The organism is Endozoicomonas sp. PH6C, assembly GCF_059322965.1.
In genome coordinates, this window is the sequence record NZ_CP185342.1 from 2545312 (window position 1) to 2566574 (window position 21263).

At 47.1% G+C, this 21263-nt stretch carries 16 protein-coding genes and 1 pseudogene; 9 read left to right on the plus strand and 8 right to left on the minus strand.

Annotation, left to right across the window (positions count from 1 at the left end; translation table 11 throughout):
• Nucleotides 1-158: 158 nt before the first annotated feature.
• The 6 genes and pseudogenes from ACOMG9_RS09610 to ACOMG9_RS09635 form a co-directional block, all read right to left on the minus strand.
• A complete protein-coding gene (locus ACOMG9_RS09610; RefSeq protein ID WP_448216760.1) occupies nucleotides 159-1739 on the minus strand; it encodes an F-box/WD repeat-containing protein in 1581 nt (526 codons plus the stop codon).
• A 151-nt stretch (nucleotides 1740-1890) separates the two neighbouring features.
• On the minus strand, nucleotides 1891-3465 hold the full coding sequence (locus ACOMG9_RS09615) for an F-box/WD repeat-containing protein (protein ID WP_494530137.1): 1575 nt from the start codon (nucleotides 3463-3465) through the stop codon (nucleotides 1891-1893).
• Nucleotides 3466-3616: 151 nt separating this feature from the next.
• On the minus strand, nucleotides 3617-5194 hold the full coding sequence (locus tag ACOMG9_RS09620; RefSeq protein WP_494530138.1) for an F-box/WD repeat-containing protein: 1578 nt from the start codon (nucleotides 5192-5194) through the stop codon (nucleotides 3617-3619).
• 202 nt (nucleotides 5195-5396) lie between these two features.
• Nucleotides 5397-5501: pseudogene (locus tag ACOMG9_RS09625) on the minus strand (DUF4277 domain-containing protein); the annotation flags it as partial.
• A gap of 113 nt (nucleotides 5502-5614) precedes the next feature.
• The gene (locus ACOMG9_RS09630; protein ID WP_494530139.1) at nucleotides 5615-6052 is read right to left on the minus strand and encodes a hypothetical protein; all 438 of its coding nucleotides are present in this window, start codon (nucleotides 6050-6052) and stop codon (nucleotides 5615-5617) included.
• Between the two features lie 59 nt (nucleotides 6053-6111).
• Nucleotides 6112-7152 carry a helix-turn-helix transcriptional regulator gene (locus tag ACOMG9_RS09635; RefSeq protein WP_494530140.1) on the minus strand — a complete coding sequence of 347 codons (1041 nt, stop codon included), beginning with the start codon at nucleotides 7150-7152 and terminating at the stop codon, nucleotides 6112-6114.
• A gap of 342 nt (nucleotides 7153-7494) precedes the next feature.
• Here ACOMG9_RS09635 and ACOMG9_RS09640 point away from each other — a divergent pair, with 342 nt between their 5' ends.
• The 6 genes from ACOMG9_RS09640 (at nucleotide 7495) to ACOMG9_RS09665 (ending at nucleotide 19192) form a co-directional block, all read left to right on the plus strand.
• Nucleotides 7495-10236: a hypothetical protein gene (locus tag ACOMG9_RS09640; protein WP_494530141.1), complete on the plus strand. Its 2742-nt coding sequence runs from the start codon at nucleotides 7495-7497 to the stop codon at nucleotides 10234-10236.
• Between the two features lie 13 nt (nucleotides 10237-10249).
• Complete coding sequence (locus ACOMG9_RS09645; protein ID WP_494530142.1) at nucleotides 10250-11245, plus strand: hypothetical protein; 996 nt, start codon at nucleotides 10250-10252, stop codon at nucleotides 11243-11245.
• A 31-nt stretch (nucleotides 11246-11276) separates the two neighbouring features.
• A complete protein-coding gene (locus ACOMG9_RS09650; RefSeq protein ID WP_494530143.1) occupies nucleotides 11277-14549 on the plus strand; it encodes a hypothetical protein in 3273 nt (1090 codons plus the stop codon).
• 3 nt (nucleotides 14550-14552) lie between these two features.
• Nucleotides 14553-15074 carry a hypothetical protein gene (locus ACOMG9_RS09655; RefSeq protein WP_494530144.1) on the plus strand — a complete coding sequence of 174 codons (522 nt, stop codon included), beginning with the start codon at nucleotides 14553-14555 and terminating at the stop codon, nucleotides 15072-15074.
• Nucleotides 15075-15089: 15 nt separating this feature from the next.
• Nucleotides 15090-17831 carry a DEAD/DEAH box helicase gene (locus ACOMG9_RS09660; RefSeq protein WP_494530145.1) on the plus strand — a complete coding sequence of 914 codons (2742 nt, stop codon included), beginning with the start codon at nucleotides 15090-15092 and terminating at the stop codon, nucleotides 17829-17831.
• A 224-nt stretch (nucleotides 17832-18055) separates the two neighbouring features.
• Nucleotides 18056-19192, plus strand: coding sequence for a PIN domain-containing protein (locus tag ACOMG9_RS09665; RefSeq protein WP_494530146.1), 1137 nt, complete (start codon nucleotides 18056-18058; stop codon nucleotides 19190-19192).
• A 100-nt stretch (nucleotides 19193-19292) separates the two neighbouring features.
• Here ACOMG9_RS09665 and ACOMG9_RS09670 read toward each other — a convergent pair whose 3' ends face one another.
• On the minus strand, nucleotides 19293-19595 hold the full coding sequence (locus ACOMG9_RS09670) for a hypothetical protein (protein ID WP_494530147.1): 303 nt from the start codon (nucleotides 19593-19595) through the stop codon (nucleotides 19293-19295).
• Between the two features lie 242 nt (nucleotides 19596-19837).
• Between ACOMG9_RS09670 and ACOMG9_RS09675 the strand changes: the two genes are divergently transcribed.
• Nucleotides 19838-20263 carry a GIY-YIG nuclease family protein gene (locus tag ACOMG9_RS09675; protein WP_494530148.1) on the plus strand — a complete coding sequence of 142 codons (426 nt, stop codon included), beginning with the start codon at nucleotides 19838-19840 and terminating at the stop codon, nucleotides 20261-20263.
• A 2-nt stretch (nucleotides 20264-20265) separates the two neighbouring features.
• Nucleotides 20266-20616, plus strand: a complete 351-nt coding sequence (locus tag ACOMG9_RS09680) for a hypothetical protein (protein WP_494530149.1) — start codon at nucleotides 20266-20268, stop codon at nucleotides 20614-20616.
• Here the strand turns inward: ACOMG9_RS09680 and ACOMG9_RS09685 are convergent.
• Nucleotides 20613-20846 (minus strand): hypothetical protein, encoded by a 234-nt coding sequence (locus ACOMG9_RS09685; RefSeq protein ID WP_494530150.1) that lies wholly within the window; start codon nucleotides 20844-20846, stop codon nucleotides 20613-20615. The two genes, ACOMG9_RS09680 and ACOMG9_RS09685, sit on opposite strands and share 4 nt — an antisense overlap.
• Nucleotides 20847-20960: 114 nt before the next feature.
• Here ACOMG9_RS09685 and ACOMG9_RS09690 point away from each other — a divergent pair, with 114 nt between their 5' ends.
• Nucleotides 20961-21242 (plus strand): hypothetical protein, encoded by a 282-nt coding sequence (locus ACOMG9_RS09690; RefSeq protein ID WP_494530151.1) that lies wholly within the window; start codon nucleotides 20961-20963, stop codon nucleotides 21240-21242.
• The last annotated feature ends 21 nt before the right edge of the window (nucleotides 21243-21263 follow it).

Genomic DNA, 21263 nt, shown 5'->3' on the forward strand with positions numbered 1-21263 from the left:
TGCATCCATGCAGTCGTGCGGTTGCAATAAATTGGTCTAAAAATCTCTGTTTCTTCGTCAAATAGCTCGCTATTCTCCTCAGAAACAGAGATTTTTATCCTCAATTTCTTGCAATCCTCGCTACGGACGCTTAAGTCCGACAGGCTGCTAGAGAGCCATTAATGATTACTCCGTAGTTCAGTGATTTTCACCGAAAGGTCTCTGGAGACTGTTACCACATAGCGACCATCGGCGCTGAAGGCGGCTGATTTTAAACCGCAATCATTAAAATCAATGCCGTTATCGTGTGAAATGCCGGCTTTTTCTAACCATGACCCATCGGTCTCCTGACCAATTATTTTCGCAGTTCCGTCTTTGCTGGCAGTCACCACATGGCGGCCATCAGGGCTGAAAGTGGCTGATAAGACTCCGCCTTCATGGAAAATGCTGGTTTCTGGTTGCCATGACCCACCGGCTTTCTGGCTATAAATTATTACTCTACCATTCGCAAAAGTTCCTATACCACCCACAGAAGCAGTCACCAGATAGTGGCTATCGGGGCTAAAGTTGGCTTCGAAGACCCAGTGATTATGGTGAATGGTGTCTTCTCGTTCCCATGATCCATCGGCCTTATGACCAAAGATTACAGCCGTGCCATCGCAACTGGCGGTCACCATATAGTGACCATCGGGGCTGAAGGTCGCTGATTTGATGCTGTTACCGTGTTTAAAGCTGGTATTTTCTAACCATGATTCATCGGCCTGCTGGCTGAGGATTGTTGCCGTACGATGCTTATTGGCTATGACCAGATGGCGGCCATCGGAGCTGAAGCTGGCTCTTTTGATCGGACTGTCCTGTTGGATAGTGGCTTCACTTTTCCATGATCCATCGTCCCTGAGGCCATAGATTTTTGCCGTTTTATCTCTACTGGCGGTTACCACACGGCGACCATCGGTGCTGAAACGGGCTGAGCTGACACGGGCAGTATGGGTAATGCAGCCTACTCTTTCCCAGGACCCATCGGCCTGATGGCCACAGATTACAGCCGTGCCATCGGTACTGGCAGTTACCATATGCTGACCATCGGGGCTGAAGGTGGCTGATCTGAGCCAATCGGCATGGTGAATGATGTCTTTTACTTCCCATAAGCCAGCACCCTTGTGAACGTAGATTTGTGCTGTGTCGTTATCGTAACGGGTAATGACCAGGTGGCAGCCATCGACACTGAGACTGGCCGAGTCGATGCGGCTATTTAGTTTGATGGTTGATCTAGTCACTAAGTTAAATGTTTTGCATTCAGCCATCAGCCTGGCTTTGGTGAAAAAAAACAGAGCAGGCACATAAGCCCCCTCCGGGCTGCGATCTGTGAGTGACTTCACCAACGCCTGATCATTCGTGAAGGATTCAAACCAATCACGAAGTTGATCCTTGTTTTTTGTATTGATGGCTATCCTCAGCTGATTCTGGTGCGAGGAAGGAAAACGGCGATACCAGGCTTTTGCCTCAGCATTATCCTCTTTGATTGCATCGCGCAGGAGGGTACATACCTGTTTTAAACGGCATATATCCCGAAGTTCCAGACAGCGAAAAATCATGGGTAATGACGATAAGTCCAGCAGTGAGGGTTTATCCTTTTTTTCCCTGATTGCTACAGTGACACACCTGCCTGCAATGGTGCCCGTTGTTGTTGCCGATTCCACTTGCCCGGGTGGTGGTGAGGTGTGACTTTCACTACTGAAGTCAGTATCTATTCCATTCATGCCTGGTTCCCTGAGAGTAAATATTTATTCCCGATAGTTAAGGATGTCGAACAATAATCTCGTTGGTTGGAGTCGGCTTTGAAAAGAAAGTTCATCCTATTGTTAAGCGAAACGAGCAAAGTGTACGTCTTTCTGCACAGGCAGAATGTCGTTACTCAGTGACAGTAAACAATGAATTGCTACTCCGTAGTTCAGTGATTTTGACTGCGCCGTCGGAACCGGCGGTGATCACATGGCTGCCATCGGCGCTGAAGGCTGCTGAGGTGATCCAGCCATCATCAGGGTCAATGCTGTTACGGTGGGAAATGCTGGCTTTTTCTAACCATGTGCCATCGGCCTTCTGACCAATTATTTTCGCTGTTACGTCGTCACTGCCAGTCACCACATGACGGCCATCAGGGCTGAAAGTGGCTAGTAAGACTGCGTCTTCATGGCTGATGTTGGCGACAGGTTTCCATGATCCATTGGTTTTCCGGGCAAAGATTTTTATCGTGTTATCACTACTGGCAGTTACCAGATAACGGCTATCGGGGCTAAAGTTGCCGTAGACACGGTCAGTATGGTGAATGGTGTCTTCTGGTTCCCATGATCCATCGGCCTTATGACCGTAGATTACAGCCTTGCCGTCTTTACTGGTAGTGACTACATAGTGGCTATTGGGGCTGAAGGTGGCTGATTGGATGCTGCCATGATGGTCGATGCTGACTTTTTCTAACCATGATTCATCGGCCTGCTGACTAAGGATTTTTGCCGTTTTATCTTTACAGGCGGTCACCAGGTGCTGGCCATCGGAGCTGAAGCTGGCAAATTTGATCTTACTTTTCTGCAAGATAGTAGCTTCGCTTTCCCATGATCCATCGTCCCTGAAGCCATAGACTTTTGCCGTTTTATCTTTGCTGGCAGTCACCAGATGGCGGCTATCAGCGCTGAAGCTGGCTGAGACGACATCATCAGTATGAGCAATGATGCCTGCCAGTTCCCAGGACCTATCGGCCTTGTGGCTGTGAATTAAGGCCGTGCCATCATAACTGGTAGTCACCAGATGCTGACTATCGGGGCTGAAGGTGGCTGAATTGACCCAGTGGGCATGGCGAACGACGAGTTTTAGTTCCCACAATCCAGCATCCTTATGAAAGTAGATTTTTGCTGTGTGATCTTGACAGGCGGTGACCAAGTGGCAGCCATCGACACTGAGGCTGGCTGAGATCAGTGCTTTATGTTCGTGAATGGTCGATGTTGTGACTAATTTAAATGTTTTACATTCAGCCATCAGCCTGGCTTTGGTGAAAAAAAACAGAGCAGGCACATAAGCCCCCTCCGGGTTGCGATCTGTGAGTGACTTCACCAACGCCTGATCATTCGTGAACGATTCAAACCAATCACGAAGTTGATCCTTATTTTTTGTATTGATGGCCATCCTCATTTGATTCTGGTGTGATGAAGGAAAACGGCGATACCAGGCTTTTGCCTCAGCATTATCCTCTTTGATTGCATCGCGCAGGAGGGTACATACCTGTTTTAAACGGCAGATATCCCGAAGTTCCAGACAGCGAAAAATCATAGGTAATGAGGATAAGTCCAGCAGTGAGGGTTTATCCTTTTTTTCCCTGATTGCTACAGTGACACACCTGCCTGCAATGGTGTCCGTTGTTGTTGCCGATTCCACTTGCCCGGGTGGTGGTGAGGTGTGACCTTTGCTACTGAAGTTAGTATCTATTCCATTCATGCCTGGTTCCCTGAGAGTAAATATTTATTCCCGATAGTTAAGGATTTCGAACAATAATCTCGTTGGTTAGAGTCGGCTTTGAAAAGAAAGTTCATCCTATTGTTAAGCGAAACGAGCAAAGTGTACGTCTTTCTGCACAGGCAGAATGTCGTTACTCAGTGACAGTAAACAATGAATTGCTACTCCGTAGTTCAGTGATTTTGACTGCGCCGTCGGAACCTGCGGTGATTACATGGCTGCCATCGGCACTGAAGGCTGCTGAGGTGACGCAGCAACCATGAGGGTTAATGCTGTTATGGTGGGAAATGCTGGCTTTTTCTAACCATGTCCCATCGGCCTCCTGACCAATTATTTTCGCTGTTTCGTCACTACTGCCAGTCACCACATGACGGCCATCAGGGCTGAAAGTGGCTGAGATGACTTCGTTTTTATGGCTGATGTTGGCGACAGGCTCCCATGATCCATCGGTTTTCCGGGCACAGATTTTTATCGTGTTATCACTACTGGCAGTTACCAGATAACGGCTATCGGGGCTAAAGTTGGCATCGCAGACACAGTCAGTATGGTGAATGGTGTCTTCTGGTTGCCATGATCCATCGGCCTTATGACCGTAGATTACAGCCTTGCCATCTTTACTGGTAGTGACTAGATGGTGGCTATTGGGGCTGAAGGTGGCTGATTGGACGCTGCCATGATGGTCGATGCTGACTTTTTCTAACCATGATTCATCGGCCTGCTGACTAAGGATTTTTGCCGTTTTATCTTTACAGGCGGTCACCAGATGCTGGCCATCGGAGCTGAAGCTGGCAAATTTGATCGGACTTTTCTGCAAGATAGTAGCTTCGCTTCCCCATGATCCATCGTCCCTGAGGCCATAGACTTTTGCCGTTTTATCTTTACTGGCAGTCACCAGATGGCGGCTATCAGCGCTGAAGCTGGCTGAGAGGACACCATCAGTATGAGCAATGATGCCTGCCAGTTCCCAGGACCCATCGGCCTTGTGGCTGTGAATTAAGGCCTTGCCATCATAACTGGTAGTCACCAGATGCAGACTATTGGGGCTGAAGGTGGCTGAAAAGACCCAATGGGCATGGCGAATGACGAGTTTTAGTTCCCATAATCCAACATCCTTATGAAAGTAGATTTTTGCTGAGTGATCTTGACAGGCGGTGACCAAGTAGCAGCCATCGAAACTGAGGCTGGCTGATATCAGGAATTTATGTTCGTGAATGGTTGACGTTGTGACTAATTTAAATGTTTTACATTCAGCCATCAGCCTGGCTTTGGTGAAAAAAAACAGAGCAGGCACATAAGCCCCCTCCGGGTTGCGATCTGTGAGTGACTTCACCAACGCCTGATCATTCGTGAAGGATTCAAACCAATCACGAAGTTGATCCTTGTTTTTTGTATTGATGGCTATCCTCAGCTGATTCTGGTGCGAGGAAGGAAAACGGCGATACCAGGCTTTTGCCTCAGCATTATCCTCTTTGATTGCATCGCGCAGGAGGGTACATGCCTGTTTTAAACGGCAGATATCCCGAAGTTCCAGACAGCGAAAAATCATGGGTAATGAGGATAAGTCCAGCAGTGAGGGTTTATCCTTTTTTTCCCTGATTGCTACAGTAACACTCCTGCCTGCAATGGTGCCCGTTGTTGTTGCCGATTCCTCTTGCCCGGGTGGTGGTGAGTTGTGACTTTCACTACTGAAGTCAGTATCTATTCCATTCATGCCTGGTTCCCTGAGAGTAAATATTTATTCCCGATAGTTAAGGATGTCGAACAATAATCTCGTCGGTTAGAGTCGGTTTTGAAAAGAAAGTTCATTCTATTGTTGACCGAAACGAGCAAAGTGTCCGTCTTTCTGCATAGGCAGAATGTCGTTACTCAGTGACGGTAAACAATGAATTACTGCTATGTACAGAGTTTATAGAGCCCAAGCCATTGATGATCATTGCAACTACAGCTTGTCCAATAGTGACATTACGAACATCAGAGTCATTTGTGATACGGGCATCGATATATTCGGCTATCTTCATTGCAAGAATATTATAATTATTTTTTAACTGTATGATTTTGCATGGATTTTATTCAGAGCCTGTGTTTCAGGCTCGTTCAGAAAGGAACTTTCAGCAACGCTGATCTATGGTGCTTAGAGGTTTTTTGTAGGCCCTTGACTCAGCATTTCCACGACTTTCAGGTTCAGGATAGACGGTAGCTCGTTATCGTTCTCCACCATAAAGTCCTTCAGGTCGTTCACTTGCATCTCGTAAATGCTGACGAACTGCTCTTTCGGCAGGAAGCAGTTTTTGCCGATAACTGTCGGGTCGTAGTAATCATCTCTTACACGAATAACCGCTTTACCAAAGAGGCAGTGATCACGGCTGATGCCAAGCACATAGTGTATGTCATTAAAGTCCTGTTCATGCAGGTTGAGCAGATAGTCAGCAGCAGTCTTGTAGCTGTTATGGGGAGTAACCGGAATATCCAGTTTTTGAATGGATGCTGGAAGCGGATGCAGGGTTACCTCCTGAACTTTTGGGGTTACTCCGAAGTGTTGAAAGTACTCCTTGATATAGTCTGCCATCATAACGTTGTCCCTATTGTTATGTTTTTGAATTTGATCGCCAGAGATAACCCGCAACCGATTTATTCAGCTATTTCCTCATCAACTGCTTGGTAATCGATGTTCCAGGCGTCTTTGCCAAAACCGTTAAGCCAGAACTTGAGCTGAAGCGAGTCCATAGCGGTAGCACTGATTTCATAGCAGTCCTCATGCTCAATGTAGGTTTGATCTTCTGATAGTTGGGATTCGAGAACATGAAGCCCAGCTTTCTTATTGACGCAGAAAGACAGTTTTACTTTTCTGCCTTCCCCGAATGCGAACCGCGCCTCGTCATTGTATTGCTTCAGGTCAAAGCCCTCTGGTCGTTCAAAGGTCACTGAGGTTGAGCGAGCGGTTAACATCCTGTGCATCGCCAAATTCCGCTCATCGTCATAGCCCTTGAACCGGCAGACCAGGTACAACCGAGGCCCTTGTTGAGCCAGCCCCAGGGGCATGACGATTTTTTCTTTTACCTCTCCACCAGCATTCCTGTACGCAATATCCAGCCAGCAGTTGTTGTAGAGAGCGCAGCTGACTTCATTGAATACATCCGGTTGTAACTCGGGCGGTAACAATGGCTGCATCTCAGGCGCCACAACCACTTTGGATAACCACTGAATCTCCTTGGTGGGATCCTGAGCATGGCTGATATTGCGGTTTGCCTCTTCAAAAAAACCAGACATGGAATCCATCAAGCTGCTGGGTAATAGGTTCTTCAACGTCTTATGTGCCATTTGCAGGATCAGTGACTCCTGAATACTCAGGGCATTTACCGTAAAGCCGACTGCCTGTTGGCTCCACCGGTAACCATAAGGCTTGCTGCGGTCATTCATATCAATGGGGAAATGACTGCTTTCCATCAGTGATTTCAAATGTCGTTGTATGGTGTGGATATCCCGATTCATGCCGATCTCAGCCAACTGCTGCTTAAGTTCAAGGGCAGTAATCCACCAGCTTTTGGGGATGCGCTTCAGTAACTCAATGATCAGAATGGTGGTTTCCAGAGAAGATTGTCGTTTATTCATGCTATTGTCAGACCCCGCAAAACAGGTGTAGCATGGAAAGCACACTTCAACGCCACTCATTCGGCAACGCTTTCCAGTTTTAGAATCACATCATAAAACAACCCTGCGACGAGTTGTGTCGCATGCAAACCATTTTTGCAAAATTTTTCCTTGCTTCTTGCTTCGCAAAAACACGACTACCGACTTTCTCCTCACAAGCGTACAATGACGGCTTACTCAAAACTCCAACTCTCAGCTATCTGGTCCCATGCCCCCCGAAGTCAATAACAGGCGACGGTAAAATCCATGAGCGGTAGCGTAAGCAGGATAATGATCCATTGCTGGCTCTTTGCGTAGGTTCGCACTGTGCGGGTTTAACCATCAGTAATCGCAGGGCTAGGTCTTACTAGGTCTAGGAAAAATATGTTAGGTCTCAGACTTCGCGAAGAATTTAAGAGCAGTCGCATGAGCGGCACTATGATCGAGCTTCATAACTCCAGAGGATCGGGTGCACTCGACAAATCTGCCTCAGAGTTTCTCGATATAACTTACCCCTCAACCGATATGCTCAAAACCATAGAGGCTGTTGCACCGGGTAAGGCGCGGCCTGTAGTTATTATCGGTGCACGGGGACAGGGTAAATCTCACTTGATGGCAGCCCTGTCTCATATGCTCAAAAATAAAGAAGCCGGTGAGAAATGGATCAACGAATGGAGTCCAAGACTGGGTACAGAAACTACCAGCAAGCTCACCTTAAGCGAGGGGCTTCTTGTTATTGCAGAAAGCCTTCACTTACAGCGCTACAAAAATCTCTGGGATATCCTTTTTGACCAGCACCCTAAAGGTGAGTATTACAAAGGTCAATGGGAAGCAAAGGGGGCAGACAAAACCAATGTTCCCGACATTGATCTGATGCTGAGCATGCTGAAAGATCAACCGACCGCACTAATTCTTGATGAATTCCAGACATGGTTTGAAGGGCTGACCAATACCAAGCAGCACCCAATTCGTAACTGGGCATTTAATTTTATCCAGATTCTTTCAGAGATAGCCGAGAAACATACAGACCTTTTAACCCTGGTAATATCTGTACGTGACGGTAAATCCGATGCTGCTCAGCAAGTCTACCGTGTTAACCCCATTAAAATCGATTTTAGAGGCCCGCAGGCGAAACGTGACCGCCAGCGCCTTCTGCTTTATCGCTTATTTGAGAATCGGCTGCAGGTGTCATCTGCCGACATCGCCGCATTGATCGAACCACATGTCAATGAGTTCCTGCGCCTTAAGCACATTCCTGGGGCAGAGCATGAAAAAGTCAGGGCTGAGTTTCTGGAATCCTGGCCTTACGCACCACACCTGATGCAGTTGCTCGAAGACCAGGTATTAATTGCTACACAAACTCAGGAAACCCGAGACCTTCTGCGTATTCTTGTTGATGTATTTAAATATGCATCGAAAAAAAACGTGCCTGTTATCACGGCTGCAGACTTTACTCTGGGCGAGAAAAAAAGTGGTGTTGCATCACTGCTGGATTCTGTATCCAATGATCTGCATCGTGACCTTCGAACTAAAGCCATCCGGAATATTGAAGCGGTGCAAAACGCTGCTACTTCACATCTGGTACCCAACCTGACGGATTTGCTCAGTGCTTTATGGTTGCGCTCCTTATCGCTAGAAAAGGTAGCCGGAGCTCTCCCCGAAGACTTACAAATTGATATTACCCGTAAATCAGCAGTCGACGACAATCTATTTCAGGCAGAATTGGCCACCGTTGAAGAAAACAGCTTTAACATTCACCGCCGTGAAAGTCGCCTGATATTCCTCAACGAGGAAAACCCGCAAGCCAAGCTGATGGCCAATGCCAAAAACGACAAGCTGTTTACCGAAGGTCAGGATATTGAGCAACTGGCAAAAGAGATACGCTATGTATTGGTTGGCCCGAATGATACGGTCAGCAGTCACTATCGCTGTATCGTGTTAAGGTCAGACTGGCTTAACAACCCCTGGGATGGCATTGACGAAAGAGATCAGCCGCAAAACTGGAGCGATGCACGCATTCCGGTCATCGTCGTTCCACAACCCAATGCAGGCAATAAAGAGCTTGGCACCTGGTTGAAAAATCATATGTCCACACAGCGAAACACGGTGCGCTTTCTGCTGCCTAACGCTGCGTCAAGGTCGATCTTTTTCGACAAACAGTTGCTGGTACTGGCCAGAGCCGTTTATCTGGCTACCGAGTGGAAAGGCAGTAATGGTGAATACAACGCCCTGCTGACACGCCACCAGAAAGAACTGCGAGAATTGTTGAAGAAACGTTTTGATCGCTTTGCAATCCTGGAAAAGTGGAACTTTGGAGAACCGGAAAAGTGCGAATTCCTGATTCCCAGCCATAAATCGGAAGGCGTGCAAATCCTTCCCAAAATTCAGGATGAGATCATCCATTCCGAGTTTATCCCGGAAGAGTTTGAAGATTTTGTATTGGAAGCCGCCAATAAAAGCCAGTCGGTGCTTTCACTACTAAACGAACTCAAAGAACCCATGGGTGGAGGAGAAACCTGTATCCCATGGCTTGGTGAAATCGAACTCAAAGAGCGCATACTCCGCCTCTGCGCCCAGGGCAAAATTGATATCAACCTCCGGGGCACCGAAATGCTCCAGGCGAAAAGTCACGACGAAGAAGAAGCCTGGCACCGGATGAAAGGCAAGCTGGGCCAGGGCCGTGATTTGGAAAGCACCAAGCTGCTCACGCCCGGCAGTGGCGTAGAAAGCGGTGGCTCTGCACCCAAGCCAGCAGAAGAGGGCCAAACGGCGACAGGCTCTGGTGAAACCAGTAAAACGGGTGGCCAGAATGACTCTGACGATACTTCTTTTAGTGGAGGCACAACCGGCGAGAAATCCGAAAACGGTGGTGGTACACCACCATTTGGTGATGAACTCTTTGTTGGCGGCAGTGGCGGATCGACCCCAACCCCAACAAGGCAAAAAACGAATGAGCCGACATCTGGGTTGAACCTTCTTGGTAAGATTGAGAACTGGGGCGTTACACCAGGAACGCCAGTACAGAACGTATCTATCAATATTTCCAGTATGACCGGCGCCCAGCTGCAAGAGCTGGTCAGAAAACTGCCAGAGGGTATTCGCTACGGGCTTGAACTGGATAAGTAGTAAGGATACGACAATGAACGCAGAACTTCTGTCAGATATTTACTCAAAAAAACCGGAGGTGGTGTGGCAACTGATTGCCGAGCACCTCTGGCAACACTTTTCAGCACCGGTCGAAACCTCCGGGGATATATCAGCCGCCATACTGAAACGGGATCGTGCCATTGCACCGTTGGATAACCTGATAGCAGGCACCGCATGGGAGCTGTGGGATCATTTTGTTGAAAACACACGCGCCACTTCCCGGGAACTGCAATCATTCTGGGAAAACCGCAGCAGCGGTAAAGCCATTCTGATTCTGGATGGCTTGTCTCTTCGGGAAGCTCTCTGGATTCTGTCTCAGGCAGAACAACGAGGCTTCACCATTAAGCGGAGCGAAGCAACCGCTTCTGAACTGCCCGGCAATACGACCCCATTTGCCAAAAGTCTCGGTTTTCCCCAGCGCTCTGCACTGGGTAACGATGGTGCGGGGAGCAGCCATAAACTCGTCGGTGCCTGGACTGAGTGTGATGATCAGCCCTGGCTGGATTGCGCCAAACAGATCAAAGCTCAGTCCAATATTGTCTACTGGCACCAATGGCCAGATGAGCGGATGCATCATTTAAGTTCGGGCGACGGCGCTTCCCAACTGGCAGGCGAAGTGCATGACAGCCTCTGCTCGGATGACTTCTGGGCATTTATTGATCGGTTGGCGACCGGTCGTGAGCTGGTTATCACATCCGACCACGGCTATGCCACCACCGGCCTGTTTCCGGATGTTTCCAAAAGTGACCAGACCGATTACCTGAAAAGCAGGTTTAAAAGTGGCCGGGCTTGTCCTGCCCATAAAGAAGGGTACGGCAATTACTGGCTTCCCCCTCTGACCCGCATTCTGAACACACCCCATGGTGAGATGGAGTTTGCCCTTGGCCGTAAAAAATGGCGAAGCCAGGGCGGCTATCCCACGTTGACCCACGGTGGTCTCTCCCTTCTGGAAGTGTTTGTTCCCTTTATTGAATTAAGCAAGGCCTGAGTGCCTTGCCCTGTAATGATGGATTATAGAAATGGCTCGTAAACCCACCGGCAAAACCAAAGCCGAAATTATTGCTGAACAGGTGGCGGAAGCCGTTGGCGCTGGTAAGAAGCTGCAACTGGAATCTGTGGATTTCTCAGACCCGAACCGGCCGAAAACCTGTCTGGAAGTGGACTTCCCCATACTGCCCATTAACCAGATTGCCCAGATTGAGGGCAATGCTGGCAAGCCGATTTACCAGATGTCCAAATGGTGGGCTCGCCGACGTTCCAGTGTGTTCCGCTCCACACTGCTGGCAGCGGCCACCAAAGCCCCGGAAGATCCTCTTGAGGCCAGTAAAACCGTCTGGAGTGCCTATTACGGTAACCATCAGGAGAATGAAGCGTTCAGAAACCTGAAGGTGGCGGATATCTTTATGGGTGGTGGTACCACGCTGGTGGAAGGTTCCCGGCTGGGCATGCAGATGTACGGTAATGACCTGAACCCGGTGGCCTGGCTGGTGGTGAAAAACGAACTGGCGGATGTGGATATCGAAGAAGTGAAGAAACTCTTTGACCATATTGAGCAGGAAGTAAAACCGCAGATTATGCCATTTTATGCCTGTGAAGGCCCTGATGGGGAAAAGGGAACATGGACCTATCTGCCCACCAATGAAGTGATGCCAGAAAACTTTGACCCGCTAACCCTGCAGCCGGAAGAGCGTAAAGACTACAGCTACGAAGGTCCGGAAATCATCTACACCTTCTGGGCGAAACATGGCCCCTGTGCGGCGAAAGGCTGTGGTCATCGCACACCGCTGATGACCAGCCCGGTGATGGCAATGAAAACGCTCTCGGTTAAAACCTGGCAAGACTATGAGTGCCAGTGTGGTGCTCATTTTGATATTGAGCGGGGTGATGTGCGTATGGCACCTAGCGTACCGCAGGTTGTTGCTGAAACTGAAAAGCCCTTTGCAGTGATGGATAAACATGGGCATTTTACCTGTCCAAGCTGCCAAGTTACCAAGCAAGATATGGCCGCTTACACTAAGGGCAAATCATCCAATTTGGATAAACCTAAAAACAAAAAGATAGAAATGCATCTATTGGTTCACCCAAGCTGGTTGAAAGGAGCCCCCTCAACAGACGAGCAGGGTAATTCCTACGGAGGATCATCTATTGACTCGATAGAAAGTACAATTAACTGGAATAATAAAAGAGCGGAAACACTCAGCTTTATTGAGGTCCGCGGTGTATTGCCCGGTCATATTACCTGCCCTATTACTGGTATAACTATAGATACAGGAAAACAAGGAGGTACAGCACCTAAAGATGCCTACTTTGATTGTCAAAATGCTACATGCGGGCGACAACAGAAAACTCTTCAATCAGTCATGGAAACAGAAAAAAACGCTCCAATGGCGATGTATGCAATTCAATGTTACTCACCAGCGCGAGAGCAATCAGGAGCTCCATATAGTGGCCGCTATTTTTTACCTGCAACAGGTGAAGAAGTTAAGAGATTAAATGCTGCTTGTATAGAGTGGAGTCAACGAAGCATTACAGACCTTGAACCATTCTGGCCAAAATCTGAAATACCTTATGGGTTAAAAGCCCACATTAAAGATCCACTACCAAAACATGGTTACACTCATTGGTGGATGATGTTTAACCAGAGGCAGCTTCTCATACATGCCTTGATTCTCAAGTCTATTTCGACCGCTCATGGCTTTGGGGAGAAAGAAAAAGAGTTTGCATTAGGGGCATTTCAGCAATACCTAGCCTACAATAACCTGTTTTCATTTTGGCACAGATCTAAAGATCATTTTGCACCTTTCCTGTCCAACAATAATCTAAACCAGAAAAACACTGCAATCGAAGTTGGGGCATTCGTGAACAAGGGTTATGGCCCATGGAGATCGGCATCCGAACCAGTATTTAAAGCCCTTGATTGGAAGCAGAATCCTTGGGATCTTGCGACTAGTGCCAAATTAATCGAAGAATTCCCAGAGTTTGCTAAAGACTTGGATGGTAAAAGTGAAAAGGTATATCCAAAAGATAAGTTGTTAAGTAAGGAAGTAGTAACTTGTGGCTCATCCACAGATCTAATCAACTATGAAAGTGGCAGCTTCGACTTAGTGGTTACAGACCCCCCATTTAGCGGGTTGTTTCAGTATGCTGAATTTTCTGACTTCTTTTATGTTTGGCTTCGGTTGCACTTATCAAAAATGCAACCTGATTATTACAGTCTAGAGTTTACACCAAAGACACTTGAAGCTGTTGCAAACGAAGCTCGTAACCCAGGTGATGCAGATAAGTACTACAAAAGGCTGCTAACTGAGTGTTGGAGAGAGGCTTATCGCATTCTGAAGCCAGGTGGACTGATGTCGTTCACTTTTCATCACAATGAGGATGAGCCTTGGGTAGATGTATTGGAAAGCCTATTTGATGCTGGTTTCTATTTAGAGGCTACTTATCCTGTTCTTAGTGATGAGACGAAAGGAGACAAAGCTCAGTTTGGCTCACAAAAAATTGAACACGACATTATTCATGTATGTCGAAAACGAGTGGAAGCACCGAAAAAAATCAGTTGGCCCCGATTACGCCGACAGATTATGAAAGATGTGCGTGAATTAAAGGAAATGCTGGAGCGTCATCAAAGTGAAGGCTTGCCAAAAGCCGATGTCCAGGTGATTAAACGGGGAAAAGCATTGGAGTATTTTTCCAAGCACTATGGACAGGTTTATGTGGAAGAAGGACGTAATTTCTCAGTATTAGAAGCACTAGTGGGTATAAATCAGCTGCTGGACGATCAGGCACAAACTGAAGAAGTAGGCGCAATCCCCACCAATGTGGAGCCTATGACCCGACAATTTCTGCGAATTTTTGCCGGACAGCCTTCGGTTCCCCGGGATCAAATGCAGAAATATCTTCGAGGAACTGGCTCAGCTCCTAGTGATTTCGTTGCTCGCGGTTGGTGTTATGAACATAAGAAAGAATTCCACTGGACATCAGCACTGGAAATAGCCCAGGAGTGGAAAGAGAAGCCCAAAGCCTACAAAACCGATCTTGATCAGGCATTGCTGTTGGTGGGTGCCTGTATTAAGGACAGTGGCGTCAATGCGAACAAAGTGCTTAGTGAAGAGTTCAAACCGCACCCGGCACTGGGCGATTTGACCGGCTGGCTGATTCGCTTTGGCCCTTCTCCGGAAGTGCGACAGGCGGCGACGGTGGCACGCTCCATCTATAACAAATGGAAGGATGAGCATAAGCCTGTTCTGCGCCAGCAGTTCAGCATGTTTGACCTTGAGGAAGCGGAGGCTTAAATAATGGCAACGCCGGTTAGGGACGATGTCTGGACACGCCGGGGCATCAGTGTGCTCTGGGATGGTGAGGCATTCAATCAGTTTGCCTCCCAGGAACAGGTGATCAGCCTGCGCTATTTTTTTGATCTCTACAGTGCCGGGTGGCCAGAGGAAGGCCATCCCAGAATCAATGAAGATAGTGAAACCATTGTGGTGGCTGGTCTGGATGCAGCGATTGATGCCCTCTCACCAAAAGAGGCAGAAAGCTGGCTGGAGAAGACACTTTATCCAGCCATTATTAATTACCAGAGAACCATCGAGACAAACGGTGGATTGATTTTCTGGATGGCTGACGGCAATCGCTGGCACCATCGCAGTAGTGATGATCGCTTTTTCTGGCGTTGTGGTGGCCAGTATAAGGGAACTAAATTACCGTTAGGACGCTGTCTCTGGAATGGTGCTGAAACCGGTACTCAGCTGATTGAACCACTGGATCACAAGGGTAAAGGGAATTGGGTTGGCCTTTACAATTTACAGATTTCTTGAGGAATAATCGGATACATGGCTTTTAACCCCGGTGAACGCGTCCGCCATCCTGACTTTGGCGAGGGCATTGTTGTTGCCCTTGCCGGTGAAAATTACGTTCGGGTTTTCTTCCAGAGTGGTGAGCGGCAAATACCGCTGGACGCTCTTCAGCCAGCCCTTGAACGCAATGCGTTTATTGTCGCCAATACCCGGGGTGATGAGCAGCGAGCCCGTAAAGCCTGGCTAAGCTGGAAGGCGCATGCCCTGCCTTTATTGGAAGCGGCGAGTTCCCTGACGTCTGCCAGGATTGATTTGCTGCCCCATCAGGTGGTGCTGACTCACCGGGTTGCCACGGCCTCCCCCCGTCGTTTTTTGATTGCCGATGAGGTGGGGCTTGGCAAAACCATTGAGACTGCATTGATTCTTCGGGAACTGGCCAGCCGGGGTGAGCTGGACCGGGCATTGATGGTGGTGCCTGCCGGGCTGGTGAATAACTGGCACCGGGAACTCAATGAAGTATTCAACCTGAACTTTGAGGTGTTTGGGCATCAGGGTGATGTGAGTGACCGGAAAACCAATGCCTTTGCCAAGCATAATCGGCTGATTGCCAGTATTGATACCCTGAAGCGACCTGCCCGAATCAAAAAACTGCTGGATGCGCCCCGATGGGACCTGGTGGTGTTTGATGAAGCTCACCACCTGACGGCATACCGCTCCGGCAATAAAGTCAGAAAGACGGAAAACTATAAACTGGGCGAGGTGCTGCGAGACCATGCCCGTGATTTACTGCTGCTTTCGGCCACGCCGCACCAGGGAGATCATTTCCGTTTCTGGAAATTGGTTCAGCTTCTGGAGCCGGCCCTGTTCAGAAGCCATGACGAGATGGTTGAGCACCGTCATCGCCTGAACACCTTGATTTTCCGGCGTACAAAAGCGGATGCCTGTAATGCCGATGGCTCAACGCTGTTTGCCCGTCGGTGGGTGCATACGGAATCGTTTTTGATGAACCCGGAGGAGGAGCTGTTTTATCAGCGACTGAATGAATACCTCCGGGATGGTTTTGCCCTGGCAAAACAGCAAGGCGGCAAAGGCCGGGCGCTGGGGTTTGTGATGACCATCTTCCAGAAGATTGCGGCCTCCAGTTTTGCGGCGGTTAACCGTACTTTAAGGCGTCGCCTGATTGCCCTGTCGGTTCAGGAAGGGCTGGTGCATGACAGTAACCTGGATATTGACCAGCGGGATGAAGCCTTTAACGAAGCCAGAGAGCTGATTCGCACAGAATTTGGTTTGGGGGATGATAAGTTAGCGGCCATTGATATTGACCATATCCTTAATGACCTGAAACGTCGGCAGCTGAAGACCATGAAAGAGGATGAGCTGGCGCTGGCGGCCAATGAGTTCAGTAATGAACTGGATACTTCTGCCGCTGAAGATGCCGCCATGAATACGGTGGCCCTGGCGTTGCCAGAGGAGCGGTTACGGATTAAGGACCTGCTCACTTACTTTCCGGAAGCGACAGAGACCAAGGTTGCCAAACTGATTCAGGCATTGGGTGTTCTCTGGCAGCAGAACCCGGATGAACGGGTGGTGATCTTTGCCACTTACCTTGGCACCGTGGAGATGCTGGGTACCAAGATTGAGCAGTCTTACCCCGGTCAGGGCGTGGTGGTGCTCAAGGGTGGTGACCATGGCAGCAAGACGGCCGCAGAGAAGAAGTTCAAACAGAAAGAGGGACCAAGGGTGATGATCTGTACGGCGGCAGGCCGTGAAGGGATCAACCTGCAGCATGCCCGGATTTTGTTTAACTTCGACCTGCCCTGGAACCCGATGGATGTGGAGCAGCGGATTGGTCGAATCCACCGTTATGGCCAGCGGGATACTGCCCAGGTTTATAACCTTGTGCTGTCTGACACCATTGAAGGCAAGATTTTCCTGCTGCTGGATGACAAGCTGACGGATATTGCCAAGGCCGTTGGTAAGGTGGATGAGCACGGCAATGTGGCTGAAGATTTGCGCTCCCAGATTTTGGGGCAGCTGTCTGAGCAGGTGAATTACCAGAGTCTTTATGCCCAGGCCTTGGATGACCCTCAATTACAGAGAACCTCTCTGGAGCTGGATGCGGCGATGCAAAATGCTTCTGAGGCGCAGGAGGTGGTATTTGAGCTGTTTCAGGATCTGGACCGGTTTAGCCTGGATGATTATTCACCGCTCTCTGATGTTGAAGCGGGCATGAATGAGTTAATGCGATTCTTCAATACAAGTATTGAGTTCGAAGGTAATTCTTTAAGCCGGGTGGCAGAGCATTGTTATCAGGTAATGGATTCAAAAACCGGCAAGCTGCTGCACTTTACGGATAGTCGTGAGCTTGCCAATGAAGATGATGCATTGCAGCTTATTGGCCTTGATCATTCTATGGTTAGTCGCCTGATTGGTGAGTATGCCGAGCTGCCTGCTGAGGCTTTGGGGATTGCCGTTCAGTCGCCGGATGGTACTAAAGGTTGCCTGTCTATCTGGAAAGTGGAAACCACGGGGGAGCGTGGGCAAATAAAGCGGAATCTGGTCACTCTTGCTTTGGACACGGAAGGTGCACGGGTTTCACGGTGGCAGCATCAGCCGGATCTTCTTTTTCAACAGCCGCCTGCTATTTCTGAAGGTAATGGTGGAGAGTTATTGACGCTGGCACAGGAATCTATCAGCCGGGAGCTGAATCATAGAGGGATTGTGAAGCAGGGGCAGACTTATACGAATCAGCTGGTTGGGTGGGTTGAGGTTATGTGATTAGATTAGGCTTACCCGGATTGTACGATCTGGGTGGGTGAGATTTTTGACAAGAGTTGGATTTATACAGCTGCGACATTCTTGGTATCGTCTGGTTGCTATTAGTACATGTTACTATTGATGGAGATTTTTTAATTACATTTAAAGGTCAATTTATATATCCTGATACTGCATACCATTTCAGACAGAAATATTATTTTGAAATTTTTAAGCAAGGTTGAAATGTGAGTAAGCTAATTGATGACTTTGGTTGTATAACGATAGATACCTCAATTTTTGACAATCACGGAATAAGGCTTGAGTCAGGTCTCTTTAAAAAACTTGATCAGTTTAAGCCATCAGATATTGAGTTTATTCTCTCTGACATTGTACTTAACGAAGTTGAAAATCATTTAACATCTAAAATAACGGATGTTAAAAATAGTCTTGATCGAAGTTTAAGAGATACAGAAACTCATTTGTGCTTAGATGATGGTAGATTTTCAGATGCCAAGAATATGTTGACCCCTAAGCTTTCACCTGAAGAAATCTCTAGGAAAAGAATTGAGAAGTTTAAATACAATACTGGTGCTGCTACAGTTTTTTCCTCTGAACATCTTAACGTAGACGAGTTGATTTTTAATTATTTCTCTAAACAGGCACCTTTTAGTGATTCTGGACCGAAGAAGAATGAATTCCCTGATGCTATTGCCCTACTTTCTCTTGAATCGTGGGCTAAAAAGGAAAATATAAAGATTCTAGCAGTCTCAAGTGACAATGACTGGGCTTCTTTTTGTGAAAATTCTGAATGGCTATTCATTGAAAAAGATTTGGCAGAAGCAATTTCAATTTTTCAGCCTAAAACGGCTCCGTATCAATTTTGTAGCTTATTGGCTGATGCAATATCATCTAAGGCAAGCGAACATATAGTTTCCCAGATTGAGGAAGCTGTAAGTGATCACACATCAGAATTGTATCTTAATCCTGAAGCATCATCTAATTTCTTTTGGGAGCAAAATGATTCTGTGGAAGTGAGCTATACACACTTTAATTTCTTTAAAGGTGGCTTTGAAAAACCAAAGTTACGATTGGTTGAGATTAATGACGCATCTGTTGTTATAGAAACTAAACTGGTAATCACGGCTCAAGCTAGCTGTTCCTTTTCTTTATCAGTTCATGATTCAATAAATAAAGACGATGTTTTTATTGGTTGTTCTACAGTCTCTAAAGAATTTAAATATAATACTGATATTTTATTAACACTGGAGGGGGATTTTGACAAGGGTATCGAAGATGTTGAAGTTATTGATATTGAAGTTCTGGCAAGCCCAGAGGTAATTGACTTTGGTGAGTTAGAGCCAGACTACTGGGGTGAGGAATAGTAGATCCAAGAGTAGATATTGGGCAGTATAGATGGATTGGAAACCATTTGAACCCTACATTTCAATTCCATGTCTGTAAATTTGGCAGGATTTAAACCACTTAAAGCCAGTGAGCCGGAATATTAAGGTCATAGTTTTTGGCGACTACTCTCAGCAAGTTAATAATTTCTTGATGCTTTATATTGTCATAGTCAAGATTATTTTTTCTCTGTTCAACGATATTTTGTAACTGGTCCAAGTTATACATACCAAGACGATAAAAGTTGGCCCAGGATGGAATACCGAACAGGTTGTAAATGGTTTCTGTACCGTCCCGCTCACTGGCAAGGCGACGTTCGCCGACTAATTTCTGTTCAGCGGACTCGCCTTCTTCGCGGGTATCGTAGGTGTTTATCAATTTCATGAATGTTAAAAAACTTGTAATAAGAAATACGATTATACAGCATGATGCGTTTATTTAGAACAATTGTACTTAGAATTAAAAATATTTTTGAAAAATCTGAACAGCAACATAATTTTTTCAAATCTCCGACTCTTACAGTTCCTGACGCGGAGCTTCGACCGCTGCAGAAACATAATCCCACCCTCAAGAATTCCTCTTATCTTCCGCTATTTTCTCAATGTACCAGTGAAGGATTGTCACCATTGAAAAGCCCAATGCGCCTGATAAAAAATGCCCTGGAATACCGCCCTGTTGACGAGCTGGATGTTGTTCCGAAGGAACTCAGGGGTATTTATGCTCTCTACAAAAAGCAGGCAAAATCCTACAATCTGGTATACATAGGGATGTCTGGCAAAGGGGCTAATGGAAAAATACGAAAGCGGCTCTTCAGTCATAAACGTGATTCTCTGAAAGACTGGTCTCACTTTTCATACTATGAAGTTTGGGACAATATCAGTGATACCGAGATTCAGGAACTGGAAGGTCTGTTCAGGCAGTTATACCGATTTGATAGCCGTGCTAATGCATTCAATGTTCAGCAGACACACAAACCACTGGTCAAACTTTGCCGGGAAACCGAGAGGAATCTTGGGTTGGAAAGAGTGACGAAGAAATCTCTAGGTCTTTAACTATGGAAAATGGAGATATCAGCTTCCAAGAAAAAGAAAATCAAACATGCTCCCGTTGCGGCAGTTTAGAGACGTTAAACCTCGTTACGCTTCGTTATGATCAATCCACCAATTCAGGTAGGGTTCTTCTTTACTGCTCTCCTTGCCGTGCAACATTTAAGTCCCAAATAGTGATGAACATCCCTCTTGAAAACCTCACTCCAGAGATTTTCTTAAGGCTTTACAGGGAAGAAAAAACTGAATCAGCGCCAGATCATGCAGTGTGTATGGTATTTGGTTTTCCTAATCAAGAGATTATCAGAGAGGCTGAGCGTATATTGGCTGAACTCAGATCAAATGACGCCTCTACTTAAACCTCCACCTCATACTGCGCCAAACCCGGCGCAGTGCCTTTAATCTCGCCATCCTGAATAAATGCTCTCCGTCCGGCAGAAATTGACTCCCCTCTGACGGTTATAACCGAACCATCCCTTAACTCTGCCTGACTGGTACCATTGCCATTATTGGCGGTAATGGTGGCGACAATTCTTACGCCTTCAGGTATTAGAGCCTTGAACTTTTGCCAGATGTTGGTAGTGGCCACGACCTTCTCTTCGATTTTGGATATGCGGTGCTTTTCTTATGATCAGACACCCTACACAGATTAGCCACACTGCTAATATTTTCAGATACAAACCTAAGCAGGAGGCTGTTGCTAATGAAAGATCAAATAAACATCAACCTGGATCGTGTGAAGTCAATTATTGACTCTTTTGACGATGCTCAATTTAACACTACTGATGTGATCAGGCGTTATAGTGGAGGCTTCTTTTCTAACAAAGAAACACCAGCCTCTTTCTCCTTTAATGCTCAATTTGGAAAAATCCTAAAAAGTAACGAAGACCGCTTAGGCATTAATGAGTTCGAGAGTAATCAGCCTGTCCCGGATGATAACGGGCATGAAACTTCCACTTCAGTGTGGGCCAAGCGCAGCCATTAGTCCTTCAGGCAAGAGTTTCAT

Coding starts and splice junctions, on each gene's coding strand:
- ACOMG9_RS09610 (WP_448216760.1), bottom strand. CDS start 1,739: ATGAATGGAATAGATACTGACTTCAGTAGTGAAAGTCACACCTCACCA.
- ACOMG9_RS09615 (WP_494530137.1), bottom strand. CDS start 3,465: ATGAATGGAATAGATACTAACTTCAGTAGCAAAGGTCACACCTCACCA.
- ACOMG9_RS09620 (WP_494530138.1), bottom strand. CDS start 5,194: ATGAATGGAATAGATACTGACTTCAGTAGTGAAAGTCACAACTCACCA.
- ACOMG9_RS09630 (WP_494530139.1), bottom strand. CDS start 6,052: ATGATGGCAGACTATATCAAGGAGTACTTTCAACACTTCGGAGTAACC.
- ACOMG9_RS09635 (WP_494530140.1), bottom strand. CDS start 7,152: ATGAGTGGCGTTGAAGTGTGCTTTCCATGCTACACCTGTTTTGCGGGG.
- ACOMG9_RS09640 (WP_494530141.1), top strand. CDS start 7,495: ATGTTAGGTCTCAGACTTCGCGAAGAATTTAAGAGCAGTCGCATGAGC.
- ACOMG9_RS09645 (WP_494530142.1), top strand. CDS start 10,250: ATGAACGCAGAACTTCTGTCAGATATTTACTCAAAAAAACCGGAGGTG.
- ACOMG9_RS09650 (WP_494530143.1), top strand. CDS start 11,277: ATGGCTCGTAAACCCACCGGCAAAACCAAAGCCGAAATTATTGCTGAA.
- ACOMG9_RS09655 (WP_494530144.1), top strand. CDS start 14,553: ATGGCAACGCCGGTTAGGGACGATGTCTGGACACGCCGGGGCATCAGT.
- ACOMG9_RS09660 (WP_494530145.1), top strand. CDS start 15,090: ATGGCTTTTAACCCCGGTGAACGCGTCCGCCATCCTGACTTTGGCGAG.
- ACOMG9_RS09670 (WP_494530147.1), bottom strand. CDS start 19,595: ATGAAATTGATAAACACCTACGATACCCGCGAAGAAGGCGAGTCCGCT.
- ACOMG9_RS09680 (WP_494530149.1), top strand. CDS start 20,266: ATGGAAAATGGAGATATCAGCTTCCAAGAAAAAGAAAATCAAACATGC.
- ACOMG9_RS09690 (WP_494530151.1), top strand. CDS start 20,961: ATGAAAGATCAAATAAACATCAACCTGGATCGTGTGAAGTCAATTATT.